Source organism: Nocardia sp. NPDC003979 (genome assembly GCF_053605015.1).
Genome location: NZ_JBSGIJ010000035.1, coordinates 17,841 through 39,202, shown reverse-complemented (window position 1 = coordinate 39,202; position 21,362 = coordinate 17,841). Strand labels below are relative to the sequence as shown.

At 69.1% G+C, this 21,362-nt stretch carries 21 protein-coding genes and 1 tRNA gene; 11 read left to right on the top strand and 11 right to left on the bottom strand.

Features of this window, described 5'->3' with window-relative positions:
• Positions 1–154 precede the first annotated feature (154 nt).
• Positions 155–916 (bottom strand): DUF2470 domain-containing protein, encoded by a 762-nt coding sequence (locus ACWEVR_RS33175; protein WP_357152984.1) that lies wholly within the window; start codon positions 914–916, stop codon positions 155–157.
• A 108-nt stretch (positions 917–1,024) separates the two neighbouring features.
• Here ACWEVR_RS33175 and ACWEVR_RS33170 point away from each other — a divergent pair, with 108 nt between their 5' ends.
• Genes ACWEVR_RS33170 through ACWEVR_RS33160 form a run of 3 tightly spaced genes read left to right on the top strand, consistent with a single transcriptional unit; the run spans position 1,025 to position 3,061 of the window.
• On the top strand, positions 1,025–1,441 hold the full coding sequence (locus ACWEVR_RS33170) for a hypothetical protein (RefSeq protein WP_452470151.1): 417 nt from the start codon (positions 1,025–1,027) through the stop codon (positions 1,439–1,441).
• 40 nt (positions 1,442–1,481) lie between these two features.
• On the top strand, positions 1,482–2,396 hold the full coding sequence (pheA, locus tag ACWEVR_RS33165) for a prephenate dehydratase (RefSeq protein WP_452470150.1): 915 nt from the start codon (positions 1,482–1,484) through the stop codon (positions 2,394–2,396).
• Positions 2,393–3,061, top strand: coding sequence for a histidine phosphatase family protein (locus ACWEVR_RS33160; protein ID WP_452470149.1), 669 nt, complete (start codon positions 2,393–2,395; stop codon positions 3,059–3,061). Before pheA ends, ACWEVR_RS33160 begins: the two co-directional genes overlap by 4 nt.
• On the opposite strand, the gene ACWEVR_RS33155 is transcribed toward ACWEVR_RS33160, so the two are convergent.
• From ACWEVR_RS33155 to ACWEVR_RS33130, 6 genes are all read right to left on the bottom strand, one after another.
• Positions 3,058–3,888 carry an ESX secretion-associated protein EspG gene (locus ACWEVR_RS33155; RefSeq protein WP_378667705.1) on the bottom strand — a complete coding sequence of 277 codons (831 nt, stop codon included), beginning with the start codon at positions 3,886–3,888 and terminating at the stop codon, positions 3,058–3,060. The genes ACWEVR_RS33160 and ACWEVR_RS33155 overlap by 4 nt on opposite strands.
• Positions 3,885–5,015, bottom strand: a complete 1,131-nt coding sequence (locus ACWEVR_RS33150; RefSeq protein ID WP_452470148.1) for a PPE domain-containing protein — start codon at positions 5,013–5,015, stop codon at positions 3,885–3,887. Before ACWEVR_RS33150 ends, ACWEVR_RS33155 begins: the two co-directional genes overlap by 4 nt.
• Before the next feature lie 46 nt (positions 5,016–5,061).
• On the bottom strand, positions 5,062–5,373 hold the full coding sequence (locus ACWEVR_RS33145) for a PE family protein (RefSeq protein WP_452470147.1): 312 nt from the start codon (positions 5,371–5,373) through the stop codon (positions 5,062–5,064).
• A 110-nt stretch (positions 5,374–5,483) separates the two neighbouring features.
• On the bottom strand, positions 5,484–5,834 hold the full coding sequence (locus ACWEVR_RS33140; protein WP_067495311.1) for a metallopeptidase family protein: 351 nt from the start codon (positions 5,832–5,834) through the stop codon (positions 5,484–5,486).
• Positions 5,831–6,895: a septum formation family protein gene (locus ACWEVR_RS33135; RefSeq protein ID WP_452470146.1), complete on the bottom strand. Its 1,065-nt coding sequence runs from the start codon at positions 6,893–6,895 to the stop codon at positions 5,831–5,833. Before ACWEVR_RS33135 ends, ACWEVR_RS33140 begins: the two co-directional genes overlap by 4 nt.
• A 41-nt stretch (positions 6,896–6,936) precedes the next feature.
• The gene (locus ACWEVR_RS33130; protein ID WP_452470145.1) at positions 6,937–8,634 is read right to left on the bottom strand and encodes an aldehyde dehydrogenase family protein; all 1,698 of its coding nucleotides are present in this window, start codon (positions 8,632–8,634) and stop codon (positions 6,937–6,939) included.
• Positions 8,635–8,714: 80 nt separating this feature from the next.
• Between ACWEVR_RS33130 and serS the strand changes: the two genes are divergently transcribed.
• The 5 genes from serS to ACWEVR_RS33105 all read left to right on the top strand — a co-directional run bounded on the left by serS (position 8,715) and on the right by ACWEVR_RS33105 (position 15,447).
• Positions 8,715–9,971 carry a serine--tRNA ligase gene (gene serS, locus ACWEVR_RS33125; protein ID WP_452470144.1) on the top strand — a complete coding sequence of 419 codons (1,257 nt, stop codon included), beginning with the start codon at positions 8,715–8,717 and terminating at the stop codon, positions 9,969–9,971.
• Positions 9,972–10,049: 78 nt separating this feature from the next.
• Positions 10,050–11,867, top strand: coding sequence for a putative bifunctional diguanylate cyclase/phosphodiesterase (locus ACWEVR_RS33120; RefSeq protein ID WP_452470143.1), 1,818 nt, complete (start codon positions 10,050–10,052; stop codon positions 11,865–11,867).
• 147 nt (positions 11,868–12,014) lie between these two features.
• Positions 12,015–13,283, top strand: a complete 1,269-nt coding sequence (locus ACWEVR_RS33115) for an MFS transporter (protein WP_452470142.1) — start codon at positions 12,015–12,017, stop codon at positions 13,281–13,283.
• 52 nt (positions 13,284–13,335) lie between these two features.
• Positions 13,336–14,286 (top strand): DMT family transporter, encoded by a 951-nt coding sequence (locus ACWEVR_RS33110; protein WP_452470141.1) that lies wholly within the window; start codon positions 13,336–13,338, stop codon positions 14,284–14,286.
• A gap of 114 nt (positions 14,287–14,400) precedes the next feature.
• The gene (locus ACWEVR_RS33105; protein ID WP_452470140.1) at positions 14,401–15,447 is read left to right on the top strand and encodes a Gfo/Idh/MocA family protein; all 1,047 of its coding nucleotides are present in this window, start codon (positions 14,401–14,403) and stop codon (positions 15,445–15,447) included.
• Positions 15,448–15,514: 67 nt separating this feature from the next.
• Here the strand turns inward: ACWEVR_RS33105 and ACWEVR_RS33100 are convergent, their stop codons facing one another.
• On the bottom strand, positions 15,515–17,050 hold the full coding sequence (locus tag ACWEVR_RS33100; protein ID WP_452470139.1) for a Rieske 2Fe-2S domain-containing protein: 1,536 nt from the start codon (positions 17,048–17,050) through the stop codon (positions 15,515–15,517).
• Positions 17,051–17,164: 114 nt separating this feature from the next.
• Positions 17,165–18,052, bottom strand: a complete 888-nt coding sequence (locus ACWEVR_RS33095) for a hypothetical protein (protein WP_452470138.1) — start codon at positions 18,050–18,052, stop codon at positions 17,165–17,167.
• Positions 18,053–18,117: 65 nt separating this feature from the next.
• Between ACWEVR_RS33095 and ACWEVR_RS33090 the strand changes: the two genes are divergently transcribed.
• Positions 18,118–18,876: a lysophospholipid acyltransferase family protein gene (locus tag ACWEVR_RS33090; RefSeq protein ID WP_452470137.1), complete on the top strand. Its 759-nt coding sequence runs from the start codon at positions 18,118–18,120 to the stop codon at positions 18,874–18,876.
• Here the strand turns inward: ACWEVR_RS33090 and ACWEVR_RS33085 are convergent.
• Positions 18,873–19,661 (bottom strand): helix-turn-helix domain-containing protein, encoded by a 789-nt coding sequence (locus ACWEVR_RS33085; RefSeq protein WP_452470136.1) that lies wholly within the window; start codon positions 19,659–19,661, stop codon positions 18,873–18,875. The two genes, ACWEVR_RS33090 and ACWEVR_RS33085, sit on opposite strands and share 4 nt — an antisense overlap.
• Before the next feature lie 85 nt (positions 19,662–19,746).
• Between ACWEVR_RS33085 and ACWEVR_RS33080 the strand changes: the two genes are divergently transcribed.
• Positions 19,747–20,601 carry an NAD(P)H-binding protein gene (locus ACWEVR_RS33080; protein WP_452470135.1) on the top strand — a complete coding sequence of 285 codons (855 nt, stop codon included), beginning with the start codon at positions 19,747–19,749 and terminating at the stop codon, positions 20,599–20,601.
• A 15-nt stretch (positions 20,602–20,616) separates the two neighbouring features.
• Here ACWEVR_RS33080 and ACWEVR_RS33075 read toward each other — a convergent pair whose 3' ends face one another.
• The gene (locus tag ACWEVR_RS33075) at positions 20,617–21,033 is read right to left on the bottom strand and encodes a hypothetical protein (RefSeq protein ID WP_357393098.1); all 417 of its coding nucleotides are present in this window, start codon (positions 21,031–21,033) and stop codon (positions 20,617–20,619) included.
• A 222-nt stretch (positions 21,034–21,255) separates the two neighbouring features.
• Here ACWEVR_RS33075 and ACWEVR_RS33070 point away from each other — a divergent pair.
• Positions 21,256–21,328 (top strand) — tRNA-Gly (locus tag ACWEVR_RS33070).
• Positions 21,329–21,362 lie beyond the last annotated feature (34 nt).

Below are 21,362 nucleotides of genomic sequence, written 5' to 3'. Positions count from 1 at the left end.
CGAGCGCTGTTCGCGCGGCCGGGCCGCTGCGCCGCTTCGCGGCGGACCCTCCTCGAGGTCGGGTCGTGCGGGGCTGGGAGTGCGGTCATGGCGGACTCGAGTGGTGCCGTGTTGCTGGGGGTCCGGCAGGCGGCGGACCTGAGTGGTGCTTCGGTCAGATGCGGCGCAGGCCGTTCAGGAAGGGGCAGCCGGCCAGGAGGCGGACGGCCTTGCTGAGCGACTCGACATCGTCGGCGGGGGCCGAGAAGGGCAGGCGTACATCGTGATCGGCGTCGATGCTCTCCACGCGCAGCGTCATGCCGTAGCGGTCGATCGACAGCGGGTGGACCCGGCCGCCCTGCAGGCGGGCGGGCAGGTGGCGCGCGAGTTGGGCGATGAGGTCGGCGTGGTCCTCGGCCATGTGGGCCAGCCAGGCGCCTTCCATCTCGCAGAACGGGTCGGCGGTGGCCGCACGCAGGTCGGCGTGGTCGACGGATTCGGCGCCGGAGGTGTCGGCGAGCACCGCCGAGTTCACCACCACCCGAAGCAGCGTCGCGCCGTGACCCACGTCGAGCAGGCCGGGATGCGGGAAGTCCTTGGCGATTTCGACGGCGAGCGCGCGCTGGGCGTGTGGCGGCACCTGACGCACCCAGCCGCGCAGCCACACCAGCGCGCGCACCGGTTCGCGCAGCGGCAGGGGTGCGTGGTCGGTGAGCTCGAGGACCGCGGAGGTCTCGTTGGCGGTGGCGGCGAGGGCGGCGGCGAGCGAGTCGGCGGGTACGGCGATCACCGCGTCACCGCAGCGGCGCAGGTGATGCAGGGTGGTCGGCACGGGGTCGATGCCGGGCAGTGCGAGCACCGCGGTCTCCGCGCGCAGACACGCACTGCGCACGCGCTCGGCAGTGGTGGGCGCGAGAATCGTGGTGGGGCTCGACATGTCAACCTCCGCGACGGTGAATAAGGTAACCCTAAGCTAAGTTACGCGGCGGGTTCGCGCAAGAGGTCCGCCGCCGACACGCCGAAAGCGTGCCTCTACCGTGGTCGAATGGCGCACGACGACACCACCTCTCCCGGCGAACCCGTGCTGGTCAGCCTGTCGGCACCTCGCCGCAGCCTCGTCGCGGGCTTGATTCGCCCGCTCGGCAGCACTCCCGACGGCACGCGCGTCGTCGACGTCGACATCCCCGACCCCGAACTGGCCGCGGCCCTGGTCGAGGCGGCCCACGCCGACAGCGGCTTCGTCGCCCGCACCGAGAGCGGCCCCCGCGCGCTCGCGGTCGTCGCGGGCACGGTCGCCGCGCTCTGCGGCGAGGACATCCCCACCGCACTCGCCGCACCCGATCTCCCGTTCCTCACCGCGCTGAAACCCGCCGCTATCGAGGCGACCCGAACCGTGCTGCTCGCCATCGAAACCGGCGATGAGCAGTCGGTTCGCGCGGCGGTGTCGGTCCTCGAATCCTGACGCGGGGCGCGCGGACCGCCCGTCCAGCTAATCTTTCTGTGTGCCGCGTATCGCGTATTTCGGGCCATCCGGAACCTTCACCGAGATGGCGCTGGTGCAGTTCGAGAAATCGGGGGCGTTCGACGAACCCGTCGAGCGCATCGCCGCGCCCAGTCAGGGTGCGGCACTCGACCTGATCCGCTCCGGTGAGGTGACGGGCGCCGTCGTCCCGATCGAGAGCTCGGTCGAAGGCTCCATCCCCGCGACCCTCGACTCGCTGGCCGTCGGTCCGCGCCTGCAGATCGTCGCCGAGACCGAACTCGAGGTCACCTTCACGATCCTCGCCCGGCCCGGCACCACCCTCGCCGACGTGCGCACCCTCGCGGCCTACCCGGTGGCGGCCGCACAGGTGCGCGAGTGGGTGGCCAGGAATATGCCCGAGGCGACGCCGTTCATCTCGGCCTCCAACGCCGCCGCCGCCGAGGATGTGGTCGCGGGCACCGCCGACGCGGCCGTCTCCACCGCCCTCGCCGGTGAACGGCTCGGCCTCGTCGCCCTCGCGCACGGTGTGGCCGACCACGAGCAGGCCATCACCCGTTTCGTGCTGGTGCGCAGGCCCGGCGTGGCCCCGCAGGCGACCGGTGCCGACCGCACCTCCGTCGTCCTCGAACTGCCCAACGAACCGGGCTCGCTCATGCGGGCGTTCGCCGAATTCGCCACGCGCGGTGTCGATCTCACCCGCATCGAATCGCGGCCCACCCGCACCGGCATGGGCACCTACCGGTTCTACCTCGACTGCGTCGGCCATATCGACGACCCGGCCGTCGCCGAGACCTTGAAGGCGCTGCACCGCACCGCCCGGATCCGTTTCCTCGGTTCGTGGCCCGCCTGTTCGGCGGTCGGCACCCCGCCGCCGTCGGACGAACCCGCCGCGGAATGGTTGACGCAATTGCGAAAGGGGGCCGCGGACCTATGACAAACCGCGCGAAGCTGATCCTGGTCCGCCACGGCGAGACCGAGGGCAATGTGGCCCGCATCCTCGACACGCAGGTCCCCGGCCTGCCACTCACCGAACGCGGTGTGGCACAGGCGAAAGCATTCGGCGACACGCTGATTCGCCCGCCCCGGGTGCTGGTGGCCTCGGAGGCCCTGCGCGCCCGCCAGACCGCCGGCTACATCGAGGCCGCCACGGGCACCACCGCCCAGGTCCTGCCCGACCTCTACGAAGTGCAGGTCGGCGAACTCCACGGCCGCTCCGACCGCGACTCCCACGAACTGTTTCAGCGGATCTACCGCGGCTGGCACCACGGCGAACTCGACACGCGCGCCCCCGGCGGTGAGTCCGGCCGTGAGGTGCTCGACCGCATCCTCCCGATCCTCGCCCAGCTCCGCGCGCAGTACCTGGAGGGCGACGAGGACGGCGACGTGGTTGTCGTGAACCACGGCGCCGCAATGCGTTTGGTCGGCAAGGAACTGGCAGGCGTCGCACCGCCGTTCACCACCAACAACCACCTCGACAACACCGAGACGATCGAGCTGCTCCCCACCGAGGACGGCGGCTGGGAATGCCTGCGCTGGGGCCGCTTCACCCCACCGTTCACTGTGAAGGCCGACCCCACCCCGGACGACCCGATGGGTTAAGCGCCCTGCACGGTGGCCTTGAATTCCTCTCGGATCGGGAGGGATTCGATGAGGTCGGCTACCGCTGTGCGGAGGCGGGCGTTGGTTCCGGTGGCGATGGACGACCACTTCACGCCGTCGTCGGCGACGCTGGCGGTGATGATGAAACGTCCTGCGCGCGTGTTGAACACGGCGATGTGGTTGTCCTGCACATCGCGGGTGCCGTCGCCGTAGGCCACGCCGACGATCTCGGCGTAGGAGTGGATTTCGACCAGCGCCGAGGCGAGCGTCTTCGCGTCGGTGGCGGGCTTGCCCACCTCGCTGAGCCGCGCAGCGGTGGCGGCCGCGTCACCGGTGTCGCCGAAGATCGGGGCGAGCTGCTCGGTCGGCGCGTTCATGCCGTACAGCTCGAGTGCCTCGGTGGTGCCGAGGGCTTGCAGCACCGCGCCGGGCAGGTCGAGACCCGCGTCGTCGATGACATAGGAGTCCGGCCCGCGCAGGGCGACGACCGCGCGGTCGTCGCCCTGCGCAAGACAGAACCGGTTCACCTGGCCGGCGACCACCCACCGCAGCGCGATGATCCACTGCGGCCGGTAGAGCACCCGCAAGCGCTCGGCGAGTTCGGGTACCACCACGTCACCGAACAGCAATTCCCGTTCAGTGAGCAGCTTTTCGGCTGCCTCCATGGCCGCGTCGTGCGCCGAGACATGGTCGTAGCGGCCCATGGCGTCGAGCACCACGGGCATCTCGTCGAACTGCAGCTTCTCGAGCAGGAACTGCATCTCGTCGAGCGAGAGCACCACCGCCTCGAGCAGCGATCCGCCGCCGCCCCCGCCGAGCACCGTCACTTGGCCGATCCGGTGAGATCGGCGCCGATCACTCCCTCGGCGACATAGCGGCCATCGGTGAACGCCTCGTCGGAGCGCCCGTAGTCGTTCGCGTCGTGTTCCTCGTCGTCCTCGCCCTTGGCGCGGTTGCCGAGCAGCGGGTTGGCGGCCGGCGCGGTGGTGCGCGCGGGCGCGGTCTCCGAGCGGGCGACAACGGTCTCGCCGACCGGCGCGGCCGCGGGAGCGCTCGCCGACGGTGCACCCCAGCCTTCGGGCAGCTTCAGCCCGCTGCCGCCGAGCGACACCCCACCGAGGCTCGCCGACGCGGTGGACATGCCACCCATCGCGGCGACTCCGGCACCGGCACCGGCGGCCATCGCGGGCGCGACACCCGCGGCGGCGGGAACGGTCGAGGTGGCCGCCGACAGCGCGGTCGCACCGATATTGCCGACCGTGCCGACACCACCGGACACGACGCTGCCCGCCACGTTCGCGGCCTGGGTGGCCGCACTGACCACGCCGGGGTTGGACACGAACGCCTGCGCGGCGGCCACGGCGGTCTGCAGCGGATCGCCGCTGGAATCGCCTTGGTTGGCGGATCCTGCGCCGTTGGCGATCGACGGAGGCATTGCGAACTCACCAGGCGTGGTTACGGTGGCCGTCGTTGCTGCCTCGTACGTCTCCATCACCAGTGCGGCGCGGATGTCCATGGCATGACGCGCGACCTCGGCGACCTCGAAAGCACCCGATACCACGCCGGGCGGGTTGGCCGACGCGGCTACCGCGGCGTTGGTCGCGGCGATCTCGGGCAGGCTCGGCATCGCGATGGAGGCCACGGTGTAGGCGGTGGCGTTGGCAGCGGCCTTTGCGCTCATGGTCGCCGCCATCACGCTCTGCTGGCCGGTCCAGCTGAGGAACGGTCCGAGCTTGGCAAGGGCAGCCAGACCGTTGACACCCTGCATACCCACGCCGACTTCAGCCATTACGCGTGTGATGGTGAATGCCGCGTCGCCCCAGGCAGCGGCGATCGTGCCCCACGAAGTGGCGGCGGCCGAAATCGGCACGGCGTGAGCGCCCGCGTTGAGTGTGGTCGAGTTGACTTCGGCCATGCGCGGCAGCCAGAAGACCCCGGTGATCCCTGCGGTCATGCTTGTTTCTCCCCTGGGTGAAAAATCGTCGTCGGATCGGGTTCGGCTACACCTGGATGGCGTTGATCGCGCCTTCGCGGACCATGTCTTCTCCGATGTGGGTGACCAGCTGCGATCGCAGGGTCGCGGCCGCGTGATGCAGCTCGAGAATGCCCTGGGCGATGGCGCTGTCGTGCGTAGCCGCCGCGCGATTGAAGTGCCCCGCCGCCAGCAACGAGACCTCCTCGGCGCCCGAGGGCAGCACGTGGGTGGTCGGCCCGGCGAGGGCGGCCGCTGCGGCGAGACGCTCGGCGAGCAGATCCAGCTCGGCGGCCGCTGCGAAAATGATTTCCGGTGCGACGAGAACGTGTCCAACCATGACCCGACTCCTTCTAGTGGCGACTAACGGGAACCACGAGAATTCCCCCTACGAGTGATAGGACGCGAGAGCGGGTCGTTCGGTTCCATCGATTTCCCCACCCAACTTCGCTAGCCCCATCCCAGCTCATGTAGCCGGTCGTCGTCAATCCCGAAATAGTGTGCTATTTCGTGGATCACGGTGATCGCGACCTCCTCGACCACCTCGTCGTCACTGCTACAGATGTCGAGAATAGCCTCCCGATAGATGGTTACGGTATCGGGAAGCGAACCCGCGTAGTAACTGTCGCGTTCGGTGAGGGCGACGCCGTGGTAGAGACCGAGCAGCGATGGTTCCTCGTCGTTACGTGCCTCCACCAGCACAACGACGTTGTCGATCGCCCCGGTGAGCTCGGGTGGGATGAGGTCGAGCGCGTCGCCGACCAGCTCCTCGAACCGGTCGGGCGACATCCGTTCGGTCATCGCGGTTGTGGCTGCGGCGGCAGCGGTGCGGCGCCCGGCAGCGGTGCCGGTGTGGAGCGGCCGGTGTTGGGCGGCGGAACCGGAGCCTGTCCGTCGATCAGGATTTCCCCGCGCGCCGAACCGACGATCGGCGCGAAACCCTCACGGTCGGCGCCCTTTCCGAGCCAGCAGTCGAGTTGCCTGCTGCCGGCGAGCCAACTGGTCGGTTCCAGATAATCGAAGAACAGCGTGAGCGTCTTGTTGCGGATCGCGTCGGGGCTGCCGAGGTATTCGGTGGACAACCGATTGCATTCGGCCTCGACGAACTTGTCCTGATCGGCCTCCGAGGGCGGTCCACCGGTGAAGTTTTTCCCCAGGTCGACGTTGCCGACGATCTCGACGGCGTGCGGTTGCGCGCAGTCCACCGGGTCGGTCGGCAGGTTCTGGTTGATACCGAGGCAGGTGCCGACGGCGTGCACCTTCGACTGGTCGCCCTGGGTCGCCGAACCGGTCGAGGCCGGACTGGTCGAGGTGGCGGCCACCTGCAGCCCGCACCGCAGTGTGCGGTCACCGTGCTGCCAGCCCGCCGGGCTCGGCGACATCACGTTCACCATGTACTTGCCGCGCGGATCGAACCGCCCACCGAGGTAGCGCTGCACCGCGGGCACGCAGTGCTCGTCGCGCAACTCGGTCATCCGCAGCGAGTCAGGGTGCCGGGTGCCGTCGCCGAACTCGCGGCCGGGGTAGGCCTTCAGGTCGACGACACCGGCCACCTCGAACAGGTGCTGGTCGGCGCAGTTCACCTTCAGCAGGTCGCTGCGGTCGGGCTTGCCCCAGGTCAGGCAGTCGCCCTCGTTGGCGCTGCTGAATTCCTTGTCCCTGACCACGGGCGCGGCGCCGGGCTGGTGTGCCTCCACCTTGTCGGATTCGAAACCGGTCACCGTCATCGTGACCAGCGCCGCGAGCACCGCGCCGAGCGCGCCGATCAGCAGTCCCCACCGCAGTTTCGTCGCCGACAGATGCAGCGGACCGGCGCCGCGTTCAGCGGTTTTCTCGGCCGGGTCGCTCTGATGATCGGACACGACGGCGATTGTATGGGAGCCGATCGGCGCGGCGGGCGGACTCAGCCGCGCAGAGCCGAGGCGAAGATGCCGGGCAGTCTGCGCAGCTTGCCGTCACCGTAGAAGCCGGTGAGCTTGCGACCGGTGGCCGCGGCGGTCTTGTTGGCGACGAACCACGGTGGTTTCGGGGTGGTGGCGAATTCGCCCGCGAACAGCGATCGGGGCGCCGGGCGGAACGGTCCGCGCACCACCGTGCGTTCGACGTCGTCGAGCAGGAAGGCGTTGTGGACGACGCCGATGCCGCTCTGGATGTCGTCGATGGTGTGCCCGGGGAAGGCACCCCAGCTCGCACGTGGCGTCAGGAACGCCAGACCAGTCCACGAGTTGATCGCGACGGTGCCGTAGCGCAGGTTCACCACGGCCGTGTCGAAGGCGTCGCCGAGTTCGCTGATGGTCGCCGGATGCGCGAGCAGGTTGGCGCCGAGCGTGCCCATCAACTCGTCGTTGGCGAAATCGACCGCGTTGCCGAGGAATTCCGCGCCCGTGCCGGGCAGTTCGACCACGCCGAGGACGGGGGAGAAGTACTCGGTGCGCAGCAGTGGGGTGCCGGTCATCGGCAGGTTCTCGACGAGAACGCGACCGTTGGCGCGCCCGGCATCGGGGTAGCTGGTCAGCGCGCCCTCCACGCGGGTGTCGCTGCCGGGGTAGTAGGCGGTGCGGACGGGGGCGTTGTCGATGGCGGCGCGCAGTTCGGTGAGGAACTGGTCCTTCTGGTCCCAATCGGCGCTGAGCACGACCGTCTGCGCGGCCACACAGTTGTAGCCGCCGTTGTGCAGGCGCATCGTCGCCACGTGCTCGGCCTGGAACTTCAGGTCGGCCTTGCTCCACTTGCCCGGCACGATGATGCACGGCGCCACGCCGCCGAGTTCGCTGGTGATCGGCTTGGTCAGCGCGGGCTCCCCGGCCTGCTTGCGGCGCTGCGCGTCCTCGCCGACACCCCACACGATCGCGTCGTGGGTCGGCGCGCCGCCGGTCATGTGCACGTGGTCGACCTTCGGATGGTTCACCAGATAACCGCCCTCGGGCGCGCCGCCGGTGAGGATGCGTACCACGCCGAGCTCGATGAACGGCGCAAACACCGCCTGGAACACCGGCAGCAGCGGATCGGTGATCGGGTTGAGCTTGAGCGCGACCACCCGGTTGTTGGCGTAGAGCTCGTAGAGGGTGTCCAGCGGCGCGATGGACATGATGTTGCCCGCGCCGAGCACCGCGCCGACACCGTTGGTCTGCTTCGGATCGCGCTGGGCCAGACCGGCTTTGCGCCGCGCGGTGGCCGCGTCGACACCGGGACGTAACCACACCTCGGCGCTGAACCCGTTGAGCAGCAGCCAGTCGTAGAAGCCGTGTGGCAGCACGGGAACACTCACCCGGCCGCCGGGCGCGGTACCGAGGTCGACGCCGTCGATCGGGCTGGCGCCACGCTCGAGCGCCGCCAGCGACTCGCTCAGCGCCTTGGCGCCCGCCAGCAGCGTCATCGGGCCCGACATCCACTCCTCACCGAGCAGTGGGCTGTCGGCGTCGAGCTTCTTGATGGTCCTGGCCGCGGCCACCCACGACTCGGCGTCGCGTGCGGTGAGCGCGTGCAGCTCGTCGAGCAGCTCGCGGCGGCGGCGCAGATCGGTCGCGGCCCAGGTTTTCGCCCCCTCGGTGAGATCGTCGAGCGCGGTATCGATGACGGCGGTGTCGAAAGTGGTACTCACCCCGCAACTATGCCCCCGCCCGGGCACGTTGGCATAGGCCGAAATTCTGAGGATCGCGTAAACAACTAGGCTGTTTTCTCATGATCGACCTCCGATTCCTGCGCGAGAACCCGGAAGCCGTCCGTGCCTCGCAGCGGGCCCGCGGTGAGGACCCCGCGCTCGTCGACGCCCTGCTCGAAGCCGACGCGGCCCGCCGCGCCGCCGTCGCCACCGCCGACTCCCTGCGCGCCGAGCACAAGGCCATGGGCAAGGTGATCGGCAAGGCGAGCAAGGAAGAACGTCCCGCGCTGCTGGCCGCCGCCACCGACATGTCGGCCAAGGTCAAAGAGGCCGAGCACGCCCAGAGCGCGGCCGACGCCGATCTCGACGCCGCGCATCGCGCCATCTCCAATGTCGTGCAGGAAGGTGCGCCCGCGGGCGGCGAGGACGACTATGTCGTGCTCGAAACCGTCGGCACCCCACCGCAATTCGACTTCGAGCCGAAGGACCACCTGGAGCTCGGTGAGTCGCTCGGGCTGCTGGACATGGAGCGCGGCGCCAAGGTGTCGGGTTCGCGGTTCTACTTCCTCACCGGCTACGGCGCGCTGCTGCAGCTGGGTCTGCTGCAGCTGGCGGCGCAGAAGGCCGTCGCCAACGGGTTCACCATGATGATCCCGCCGGTTCTGGTCCGTCCGGAGATCATGGCGGGCACGGGGTTCCTCGGTCAGCACTCGGCGGAGGTCTACCACCTCGAAGAGGACGACCTCTACCTCGTCGGCACCTCGGAGGTGCCGCTGGCCGGCTACCACTCCGAGGAGATCCTCGACCTGAGCGCGGGCCCGAAGCGGTACGCGGGCTGGTCGTCGTGCTTCCGTCGTGAGGCCGGGAGCTACGGCAAGGACACCCGCGGCATCATCCGCGTGCACCAGTTCGACAAGGTGGAGATGTTCGTCTACACCACCCCCGACCAGGCCGCCGAAGAGCACCAGCGCCTGCTCGCCTGGGAACGCGAGATGCTCGCCGCGATCGACGTGCCCTACCGGGTGATCGACGTGGCCGCGGGCGACCTCGGTAGCTCGGCCGCGCGCAAGTTCGACTGCGAGGCGTGGGTGCCCACCCAGCAGACCTACCGCGAGCTCACCTCCACCTCCAACTGCACGACCTTCCAGGCGCGCAGGCTCTCGGTCCGCTACCGCGACGAGAACGGCAAAGCCCAGATCGCGGCGACCTTGAACGGCACGCTCGCGACCACCCGCTGGATCGTGGCGATCCTGGAGAACCACCAGCAGGCCGACGGTTCGGTCCGGGTGCCCGAGGCGCTGGTGCCGTTCGTCGGCACCGACGTTTTGACACCGTAGAGCTTTCCACTGTTTGCTGGTCAGGCATTTGTGTGATGTGGCAAACATCGGAACCGAACAACATCTAGGCTGGTGCTCGTGCGAGGAATCGGGGCGCGCGGCGATACCCGAACCCGGGTGCGGGCGGCATCGGCGTTGGCGACGGCAAAAGTCATGGCCAGGACAACGGGGGCGTTCTACGTTCTCGGCGGTGTCCTCGGCCTGACCATCACTGCCGTCGCGCCGGGCGACGACGGCAACAGGCTGCTGGTCGGCACCGCCGCCGCGGTCGCGCTGCTGCTCGGCCTGACGCTGCTGGCCTGGGGTCCGCGCATGCCGCACGCGCTGCACCACCTCTACCTGGCGACCGCGACCGTGCTGGTCACCATCGCGGTGCATTCGTTCCCGAACCTCGTCGGCGGAATCACGCTCGCGTCGTTCTATGTCTTCATCGCCTGCGACGCGGCACTGTTCTTCGCTTGGCCGCAGGCGGCCGCGCACATCGGTCTCGCCATGGTGCTGTGCCTGTGGGTGCTGCCCGAGCGCGGGTTGCCGTGGTGGTCGGGCCTGATCCCGGCCGGGGTCACCTTCGGGGCCGGGGTGGTGGTCGGCATCCTCACCCGCATGGCGTCCGACGCCGATATCGACGTACTCACCGGCCTGCTCAACCGGCGCGGCTTCGAAAAGCAGCTCAACCCCGCGATCGATGCGGCCGGACGCGGTGGGCAGGGCCTGTCGCTGGTGCTGGTCGACCTCGACCGCTTCCAGAAGATCAACGACCACCTCGGTCACCGCGCCGGCGACGCCGTTCTGCAGCGCGTGGCCGACACCTGGCTCGACCTGCTCGCCCCCGACCAGGTGCTCGCCCGCTTCGGCGGCGACGTCTTCGCGCTGCTGCTGCCCGGCACCACCGAGCAGGCCGCGATCCTGCTCACCGAACAGTTACGGGCGGCGGTGACCATGGGCTGTTCGGCCGGTGTCACGTCGTGGCAGCCCGGCGAGTCCGGTTCATTGCTGATCAGCCGTGCCGATGTGGGTCTGTACCGGGCCAAGCAGGCCGGACGCAACCGCACGGTGCTCGAATCGTCGCGGCAGCTGCCGCTCGCGGTCGAGCTGCGCGAGGCCATCGACAGCGGTGCCCTCGACGTGCACTACCAGCCGATCGTCAGCCTCACCGAGGACGGCGGTCAGGCCGTCGGTGTCGAAGCATTGCTGCGCTGGTCGTCCAACGCGCAGCCCGAGGTCACCACCGAGGGACTCATCCGGGTCGCCGAGGAATACGACCTCATCTCCGACCTGGACGAACTGGTGTTGCGCCGCGCCTGCGCCGACGCCGCCCGCCTGCAGGAGAGCTTCGCCTCCCTGAACCTGACCCTGAACGTGAATGTCTCCGGTCTGGAACTGGCCGAAACCGACTACGCCGAACGGGTCGCCACCATCCTCAACGACACCGGTTGGCCCGCCGACCAGCTCGTGCTCGAGGTGACCGAAAGCGAACTGGCCGCCGAATCCCAGACGGCCATCGCCAACCTGCACACCCTGCGCGACCGAGGCGTGCGCATCGCCATCGACGACTTCGGCACCGGCTACTCCTCACTGAGCCGCCTGGCGACCATCCCCAGCGACATCCTGAAGGTCGACCAGTCCTTCGTCGCCGCCATCCGCTCCGATTCCCCCGCCCCGCCCCTGCTCGGCGTCATCGCCGCCCTCAGCAAGTCCCTCGACCTGCAGGTCATCGCCGAGGGCGTGGAAACCGAATACCAGGCCGCCGTCCTCACCGAACTCGGCTTCGCCCTGGCCCAGGGCTACCACTACAGCGACTCCCACCCGGTCTCCGACCTCATCAACGACCTCAACGCCCCGCACTCCGACGACGACGATTCCCTCGCCGCCAACGGCTGGATCCCCCTCGGCTGAGCCGACTTCGAAGCTGTGCCCGGCACAGGAGCGGCCGCATGACGAAAGTCGGTTGACGGGTGGTTGGCGGTGGCGAACGATGGACGCATGCGGATGCTCATCTACGGCTGTTGACCTTTCTCGCTGTGTAGGCGCCTGGCGGCGGCGGTGAATCGTGCGCCGGGCAGTGTGCGTGGGCTCGGGGTTCGCGCGGTGCTGTTCAAGGGCTCGCGGGATCTGCTGCCCATCTACGCGCTCTACGGTGTGCTTTTCGCTGATCACGGGCTCGGGACCGCGCAGATCTCGTTGCTGCTCGCGCTGTGGTCGGTGACGGCGTTCCTGCTCGAGGTGCCCTCCGGGGCGTGGGCGGACACGGTGTCGCGGCGCGGTCTGCTCGTTTTCAGCGCGGTACTGCAAGCAGCCGGGTTCACGATCTGGATGGTCGCTCCCTCGTTCGCCGGGTTCGCGGTGGGTTTCGTCGTGTGGGGGATCGCCGGTGCACTGGAATCGGGCACGTTCGAGGCGTTGATCTACGACGACCTGGTGGCGCGAGGGGAAACCGCCCAGTACGCGCGCATGATGGGCTGGGCTCGGGCCGCGCAGGAGACGACCGTTCTCATCGCGATCGTCGCGGCCGCACCGCTTTTCGCGTGGGGTGGGTACGGCCTGGTCGGCTGGGTGAGCGTCGGCGTCGGTGTAATCCACACCGTCACCGCGCTGGCACTGCCCCGTGCACCGGTGGCCATTTCGGCCACGGAAGTCGATGCGCTGGACGACGACCCGACGCCACCTCCCGGAGTCACCACACCACCGGGCGTTGTCGAGACGGATCGACCGGTACGCAAGCGCTATGTGGCGATGCTCCGGACCGGGATCGCCGAGTCGATGCATGTGCGACGAGTGCGTCGCGGTGTGCTGCTCGGCGCACTTCTCTACGGCGTCACCGCTTTCGACGAATACTTCGGCCTGCTCGCTGTATCCGGCGGTGCCTCGCCCGCCACCTCCGCCTTGCTCGTCGGCGTGACCGTCGCGGGTTCGCTGGCCGGTTCGCTGTTGGCGGGGCGCACCGAGTCCGCGCCCGCGCGGCTGATCGGAGTCGCCCTGTTCGTCGCGGGACTGCTGTTCATCGCCGGTGCGTTGGCTGTCGGAGCAGGTCTGCTGTGGATCGGATTCCTCGGGATCGCCGTGGCGTACGGGATCGACTTCAATGCCGAGGTCGTCGCGGGCGCGCGCCTGCAGGATGCGATCGAAGGGCGAGCCCGGGCAACGGTCACCTCGGTGGTCGGCTTGCTGTCGGAGGTGGTGGCGTTGGCGGTCTTCGGTGTCGTTGCCGCTGCTACACAGTGGGTTTCGATGTCTGTGGCGATCGCCGGGTTGGGAGTGGTGTTGTTGGCGGCCGGGCTGGTCACACCGAGTTGGTTGCCTGGACGGAAGTGATCGTGGTTCGCGCATCGGTAGTGTCGAAAGCTACGACGGCGGAAAGGGCGGAGTGGTCGGGCGCAACGGTCTCGGAGCGATCTTCGGGTTCTGCATCGGCGGCGGTGTCGCGGTGCAGGGACGGATCAACGGGGCACTCGGAGCGGAACTCGGCGACGGTGTCGCGGCCGCCACGATCAGTTTCGGAATCGGTCTGCTGGCCCTGCTGATCGCCTTCGCGGTCAGCCCGACCCTGCGATCGGGCCTCGGCTCCGTCCGCACCGCCACAACTGACGGCAGCCTGCGCCCCTGGTACCTCCTGGGCGGTGTGTGCGGTGCGTTCTTCGTCGCGAGCCAGGGCCTCACCATCGCCGCCATCGGCGTCACCGCCTTCACCGTCGCCGTCGTCGCAGGCCAGCTCCTCAGCAGCCTCGTCGTCGACCGGGTAGGTCTCGCACCGAACGGCCGGACTCCGATCACCTGGTGGCGGGTGCTGGCTGCCGGCCTCGGCATCATCGGTGTCGTCCTCGCGGCGAGCGGCCGCGACGCCCCCGCCGCCGCCGACACCGGTGTCCCCGACTACCTGCTCATCGCCCTACCTGCCCTCGCGGGCATCGGTTTGGCCTGGCAGCAGGCGGTCAACGGTCGCGTCGGCGCAGTCGGCGGCCCCTTCCCCGCCACGCTCGTCAATTTCACCGTCGGCCTGATCGCCCTCTGCCTCTTCGACACCTACACCCTCCTCACCGAGGGCCTCCCCACCCAATTCCCCACGACCCCCTGGCTCTACCTGGGCGGCCTGATCGGCGTAGCCTTCATCGCCCTGGCCGCGATCACCGTCAGCATGATCGGCGTCCTCCTCCTCGGCCTCACCTCGGTAGCCGGCCAACTCGTCGCCGCCCTCCTCCTCGACGCCGCCGACGGCCGCCTCGCCCCGATCGCAGTCCTGAGCTGCGCGATCGTCCTGGTCGCGGTCGTCATGGCGAGCCGCGCCGGCACCTCGTCAGCCGACAATCCCCGCAGCTGACCAACCGTCGTCACGGCGGGCGCTGTACATTCCTGCGCCGGGCCGTGGCGAAACTACCGAAGCGGTGAGCAAGGAGGGGATACTCGGGCGGGGATCGTCGACGGAAGGGTCGGGATGGATCAGCTCGGGGTTGCGGTTGTCGGGTTCGGGTTGGCGGGGGCGGTGTTCCACGCGCCGTTGATCGCGGCGGAGCCGAGGATGCGGGTGGCGGCGGTGGTGACGTCGTCGGCGGAGCGGGCCGCGCAGGCGCGGGCGCAGCATCCGGGGGTGCGGGTGTGGGAGAGCGCGGAGGAGATGTTCGCCGAGGCCGACGATGTGGATCTGGCGGTGATCGCGACACCGAATCGGACGCATGCGGAGCTGGCGGTGAAGGCGTTGGTCGCGGGGTTGCCGGTGGTGGTCGACAAACCGTTCGCGGTGAAGTCGGCCGATGCCGAAGAGGTGGTTTCGGTGGCGGAGCGGGCGGGGCTGCCGCTGAGTGTTTTCCAGAACCGCCGCTGGGACAACGACTTCCTGACCGTGCGGGCGCTGATGGACGCCGGTGAGTTCGGTGAGGTGCGCCGGTTCGAGTCGCGGTTCGAGCGGTGGCGGCCGGTGTCGAAAGGCGGCTGGCGTGAGGTCGGCTCCGCCGAGGACGGGGCGGGGATCCTGTTCGATCTGGGCAGTCACCTGGTGGATCAGGCACTCACCCTGTTCGGTCCGGTCACCGAGGTGTACGCCGAACTCGACCAGCGCCGCCCGGACGTGCAGGCCGACGACGACGCCTTCATCGCCCTCACCCACGCCTCCGGCGTCCGCTCGCACCTGTGGATGAGTGCCGTCGCACCCCAACTGGGTCCGCGTATGCGCGTGCTCGGTTCCACCAACGGCTACACGGTCTCGGGCCTCGACCCACAGGAAGACGACCTGCGTGCCGGCCCCCGCCCGGACGACGGAAACCCGTGGGGCACAGTCACTCCCGACAAATGGGGCACCTTCGGCGCGGGCGAAGATCTGAAGCCGATCCCCACCCTCCCCGGCGACTACCCGGCCTTCTACGCCCAGATGGCCGCCGCCCTACTCGACGACGCCCCCGTCCCGGTGGACCCCCACGACGCCGTGGAAACCCTGCGCATCCTCGAATACGCCCGCCACGTCGCCACCCCACCCGAAGACGACTGATCCCACCCGAACCCCTGCCCGTCCGGCAAGCCGACGGCCGGTCTGTGTCGGGTGGTCGCCGCCCGAATCAGAGCTTGGCGGAACGCAGTTCGTGTCCCTTGGACGTCTTGCAGCGCCCCGACTCCAGGTCCCACTGCCACCCGTGCAGGTTGCAGGTGAGGTTGTTTCCTTCCACCACACCGAATTTCGACAGGTCGGCCTTGAGGTGCGGGCATCGGCGCTGCACTTCCCAGCCGTCGAGTTCGATGGTGGCCGAGTCGTCGTGCGCCTCGGCGAACCAGCCGTCGGCGTAGGCGATGCGCTCGTCGGTGAGGCACTTGAAGAAGGTGTAGAGGAATTCGTTGTAGCCGCCGATGCGCCACGCCTGGAAGCGGGTGGACAGGAAGATCGTGTTCACCCAGTCCGGTTCGTCGTCGCGCAGCACGGTGCGCACCAGTTCGGGGGCGATGCGGAAGCCGTAGCGGTAGCGCCCCTCGCCTTCGATGGGTTCGCGCACGGTGCGCTGTGGGAAGTCGAGGACGATGGTTTCCTCGCCGAGTACCAGGCCCACGGGGTAGCCGATGCCGTCGCTGATGAGCGCGCTCTGCTTCATGATCGGCTCGAACAGCTCGCGCAGCGGCTCGAGCAGCGAACCCTCGCCGTGCTCCCACGTCGCCTTCTCGGCGGCGAGCACGGGCGCGAAGCGTTCGGCCATGTCGGCGATGTAGGCGGCCTTGTCGCCGTAGATGCGCTGCGGGTCGAAGGGGTGGGTGAGGTCGAGTTCGGCACCGCGCACGTCGGCCACGGAGCCGGGGATCATCAGGATCCCGCCGGAGTTGCCGTGGATTTCCATCTGCTCGAGAAACACGATCTGGTCCGGGAAGATGTTGCCCTCGTCGCCGCGGTCGTCGTTGAGGTAGCGCAGTTCGTCGTCGAGGAACACCGGCGGACCGGCCGAGGGCACCACCCAGGTGGCGCCGACCTGCTCGATGTAGGAGCGGGCCCGGTCCATGCCGCGCTGACGCTTCTGCTTGCCGAAGTTGGCCTTGGTGCGCGCGGGGATGTCGTAGACGGCCGGGTACCAGATGGCGCCCGAGTACTGCAGCAGGTGGATATCGATGTGCCCGAACGCGTCGTGGATCACGTCCATGTCGACGGGGCGGGCGTCGTTCATGTTGAAGCAGGTGGTCTCGCCGTCGGAGACGAGGATGCCCGAGTCGCCGATGGGGCCGTCGGCGGGTGCCCGCAGCGCCACGATCATGATGTCGAGCGAACCCTTGGGCCCGGTGACGGTGTGCTTGACCGAGTCCTCGGTCTCGAAGAACTTGGTGAAGCCGAGCGCCTCGAGTTCGCGGCGCAGATCCGGCACCGGGTAGTCGGGCAGCAGGACCGTCGCGTCCTTGTTGACGTGCTCGCGCAGCAGTGCGGCGTCGAAGTGGTCACGGTGCAGGTGCGAGACGTAGAGGTAGTCGACGTCGCCGAGTGCCGCCCAGTCCAGACCGGTGTTGTCCGGGAACGGGAACCACGACGCGAAGTAGGCGGGGTTCACCCACGGATCGCACAGGATGGTCCCGGCCTCGGTTCGGATGTGGAAGCCAGCATGTCCGACACTGGTGATCTGCACGAGCTATGTCCTCCTACCAGGATCTGATTCGCCGACGCACCGGGCTCGACCTGGTGACGCGAGCCGCCGCCGAGCTCTGACCACTGCGGCGGCACCAGCCAACAAGGGTAGTGGCTAAACCGTTACATCACCGATGCAGTAGCCCTCGGGGGTCGAGACGACGGTGAATGTGCGCGTCCTGGTGCCCCCGGGGGAGGTGGTCACCGGGACCTGAACCGCCAGGTAATCCCCCTGAACTCGTTCGGATGATAGCTCTTGGTCGGCGAAGGAGGTGACATTGCCTACTTTGCCCGAGTCGGTGGCCAGCGGGGGTGCTGTGGGGTTGCCGGTGCCCTGTGGGTCCCAGGCCGCCGGGCTCGCCGCGCAGGTCAGGGGGTGGATCTGTTCGGTGTCGTCCGGGTTGAGAGGTTTGCCCGTTGTGCGGGCCAGGTAACGGCGGACGGTGTGACGCGCGTCGGCCTCGTCGTAACCGGGCTCGACACCGGCGGCGAACACCCGGCCGCAGGCATAGCCCGTAGCGATGTCGCGCTGCTCCACGGTGATCGTCGTCGTCGCGTTGCGCCAGGTGACGGTGTCGGCGGTCGCGGTGCCCGGCCTGCTCAGGGCGGCGAGGATGGACTGCGGGTCGACGTACATGTCGGCGACGGTGCGCGGCGGGATGGTCCAGCACTTGTCCTGTAGCTCGGTGACGGTCGCCGAGCGCAGGTCGGCGGCCCAGCGGCGCACGGCGGTCACGGCATCCGGGTTTCCCGCCACCGCGCCGACCTGCGGTGCGTCGGCGGGCAGCGGCTCGGTGGTCGGTACCGGGGTGGTCGCGGCCTCGGTGGGGGTCGAAGACGCGGCGGCCGCCGAGGTGCTGGTGGTAGGCGCGGCCACCGGTTCGTCGCCCGGAATGCCCGATACCGAGTCGCAGCCGGCGATCAGCGCGGCGGCGGTCAGGCCCGCGGCCAGCGCACTCGCGCGACGGGTCGGAGCAAACGGGGGCAGCTGAGCGCGTTGCACTTCGACGTTCCTCATTCCTTGGCCGGGTGCCGGAAGCGGCGATCTGCGACTACGCTAGCTGAATTGTGGAACCCGTCTACCGGTCGATCATCGGCCTGGCCCGAACCGTCTTCTTCCTCGAAGGTCTGAAGTTCACCGTCAAGGGGGCCGAAAACATCCCCGCGACAGGTGGTGCCGTGGTGGCGATCAACCACACCGGCTACATGGACTTCACCTACGCCGGCCTGCCCGCGCGCACCCCCAAGCGCTACATCAGGTTCATGGCGAAGGCGGAGGTGTTCGACAACAAGATCTCCGGCCCGATCATGCGCGCCCTCAAACACATTCCGGTCGACCGCACCGCGGGCGCCGACTCCTACAAGGCGGCGGTGAAGTACCTGCGCGACGGCGAGCTCGTCGGCGTGTACCCCGAGGCGACCATCAGTCGCAGCTTCGAGATCAAGGAATTCAAGTCCGGCGCGGCCCGGATGGCCCTGGAAGCCGACGTGCCGATCATCCCGATCGTCATCTGGGGCGCCCAGCGCGTGTGGACCAAGGGCTTCCCGAAGCGCCTGGGCCGCACCAACACCCCGATTTCCATCGCCGTCGGCAAGCCGATCAAGCCCTACGAACCCGTCGGCGACCTGACCGCCGAGCTGCGCGGAACCATGCAGGCCATGCTCGCCGACCTGCAGAAGGACTACGAACACGAGCCCGGCGCCTACTGGGTGCCCAAGCGCCTCGGTGGCAGCGCTCCCTCGCTGGAGGAGGCCACCGCTCTCGACAACGCCGAGGCCGCCGAGCGGTTGGCGCGCAAGGCAGAGCGGGCCGAGCCCGAGAACTAGCCGGGCGCCCGGCAACACATCGGTGGTGGCAGCTCGCCGCGCAGGTAGGCGGCGGGCGGCACCCCCATCAGGGTCCGGAAGTCGGCCGTGAGGTGGGACTGGTCGTAGTAGCCGCTCTCGGCCGCGAGGTCCGACCACGGCGCCTTGCCCGCGGCCGTGAGGACGCGCAGTACGCGGTCGATCCTGGCGAAATGCTTGGGCGACAACCCGATTCCGGCGGCGAAGAGCGAGCGCAGCTGGCGTTCGCTGATCGCGAGCCGGGTGGCGAGGTCGGCGACGGTCGGTGCCGCCTCGACCGCGGAGATCGCCTCGCGCAGCACTATCCGGTGCGCCCGCTCGGTCGCGCTTTCCGAAACAGCTCGCGGCAGTGCGACTTCCAGGTGCCTGATCGCCTGGGCGGTGGGCAGGTGGGTCAGGGAGTCGGTGATCGCGGCGAGCGGCCCGGGCAGCTCGGTGAGGGAGACCACGCGATCGGTCAGCTCGGCGGCCGACACCCCGAGCAGCTGACCGGTGGTCCCCGGCGCCAGACGCAGTCGCACGCAGCCGCCGGGCCGCTCGGCCTGGGAGTACGCCGCCTTCGTCTGCGCGCCGATGACGAAAGCCGCTGTGCGACCCGAGGATTCGGTGCGCACGACCACCGTTGTCGAGGTGACGGGCGGATGGGCGAACGGTGGAGTGATGTCGTGACGCGCAGGCGTCGCGGTGAGTTCCGTGAGCCACGGTCGCAGCGAATCCGGGGTCGGGACCCGTGTCTCGATCCGGGCCGGGGTCAGGTACCTGCTCACACCGTCAACAGTAGGTGTCCGCGCAGCGACTGTCCGTGCCGATTCTTCCTATCCGCGCACCGGGCCGGGCCGACATGCTCGACGCATGATCCTGATCACCGGTGCCACCGGCACCATCGGAAAAGCCCTGGTTTCCCAGCTCGTCGCCGACGGCGTCGCGGTCCGCGCCACCACCCGTGACCCGCAGACCACGACCTTCCCCGCCGGGGTCGAGGCGGTGCGCGTCGACTACCGCGACCCGGCCACGTTCGCCCCCGCGATGGCCGGAGTCCACGCCGCTTTCCTCAATGGCCTGCCCGGCCCGGACGACACCGGTGTCGACGCCGCACTGATCGAGGCCGCGCGGACCGCGGGAGTACGCCGCGTGGTGAAACTGTCCATCATCGGCGCGGGCGACCCACGCCTCGGTGCGCCGGGCGGCTGGCATGTGCCCGGCGAGGACGCGGTGCGCGACTCCGGCCTCGAATGGACGATCCTGCGCCCCAACACTTTCGCCTCCAATACGCTCAGCTGGGTCCAGCCGCTGAGCGCGGGGCAGCCGGTACCGAACCTCACCGGTGACGGCAGGCAGGCGGTCGTCGACCCACGCGATGTCGCCGCGGTAGCCGCTGCCGCCCTGCGCACCGGCGACCACCACGGCCGGACCTACACACTCACCGGTCCCACCCTGCAGACCGCGCGTGAGCAGGCCGCCGCGCTCGCCGAGGTCATCGGTCGCCCGGTCGCCGTCACCGATATCGCCGAGGACGACGCACCGGAGTTCATGCGGTCGGCCGGACTGTCACCCGCGTTCGTCGAAGCGGCTTCGCAGGGCCAGTCCTTCATCCGGCACGGCCACAACGAGCTCGTCACCGACGACATCGCCGCCGTGCTCGGCCGCCCACCCCGCGACTACGCCGAATGGGCCGCCGACCACCGCACGGCCTTCACCGAGCACTGATCCGACACCCCCCGATCAGTTCATGCTCAGCACCCACGAGCCGTTGCAGCCCCAGCTGGTATTGCGTTTGGCGTCGTAGGTCCAGACGGGGTTGATCGGCGGGTTCACCCGCACATGCCACCGGCCCGACGGCGACTTCACGGCGTTGCCCTCGCGGGTGACGATCTTGACGTCGTCGTGGTCGAACAACCAGGAGCCCCGGCTGGTCGGGTAGTCCAACCGCATGCGGACCCGGCCGCCGGTGTGGTTCTGCACCACCAGGCAGGAACCGGGGTGGTTGATGTCGATGGCGTAGTCGCTGAAACCCTCCTCGCCACCGTTGTCGGTGGTGTCGACGAAGCCGACGGCATCGGTGATGTCGGCGTTCGCGGGGCCCGCGACCATGACGGTCGTCACAGCCACGGCGGCGGTGAGCAGTCCGAGAGTCTTCAATCCCTTACCTCCCCTGAGTGGCGGCGATGGTTGCCTACCTGCGAATAAGCCTCCCGCGCAACGGCTTCCGCATTCTTATCGCAGGCTTAACGGTGGGCCGGACTGCCGGGACGGCAGACCGTCCGAGCGGCGGTCAAGGGGGGCGGATTTCGTGTTTCGGTGGCGGGCACGCTAAAGTTCCTTCTCGCACCACGAGGCCCGGATCGGGCCGAGGACGTGCACGCGGATGTAGCGCAGCTGGTAGCGCATCACCTTGCCAAGGTGAGGGTCGCGAGTTCGAATCTCGTCATCCGCTCAGGCGTTAGCCCGGCCTAGATGCCGGGCTTTTC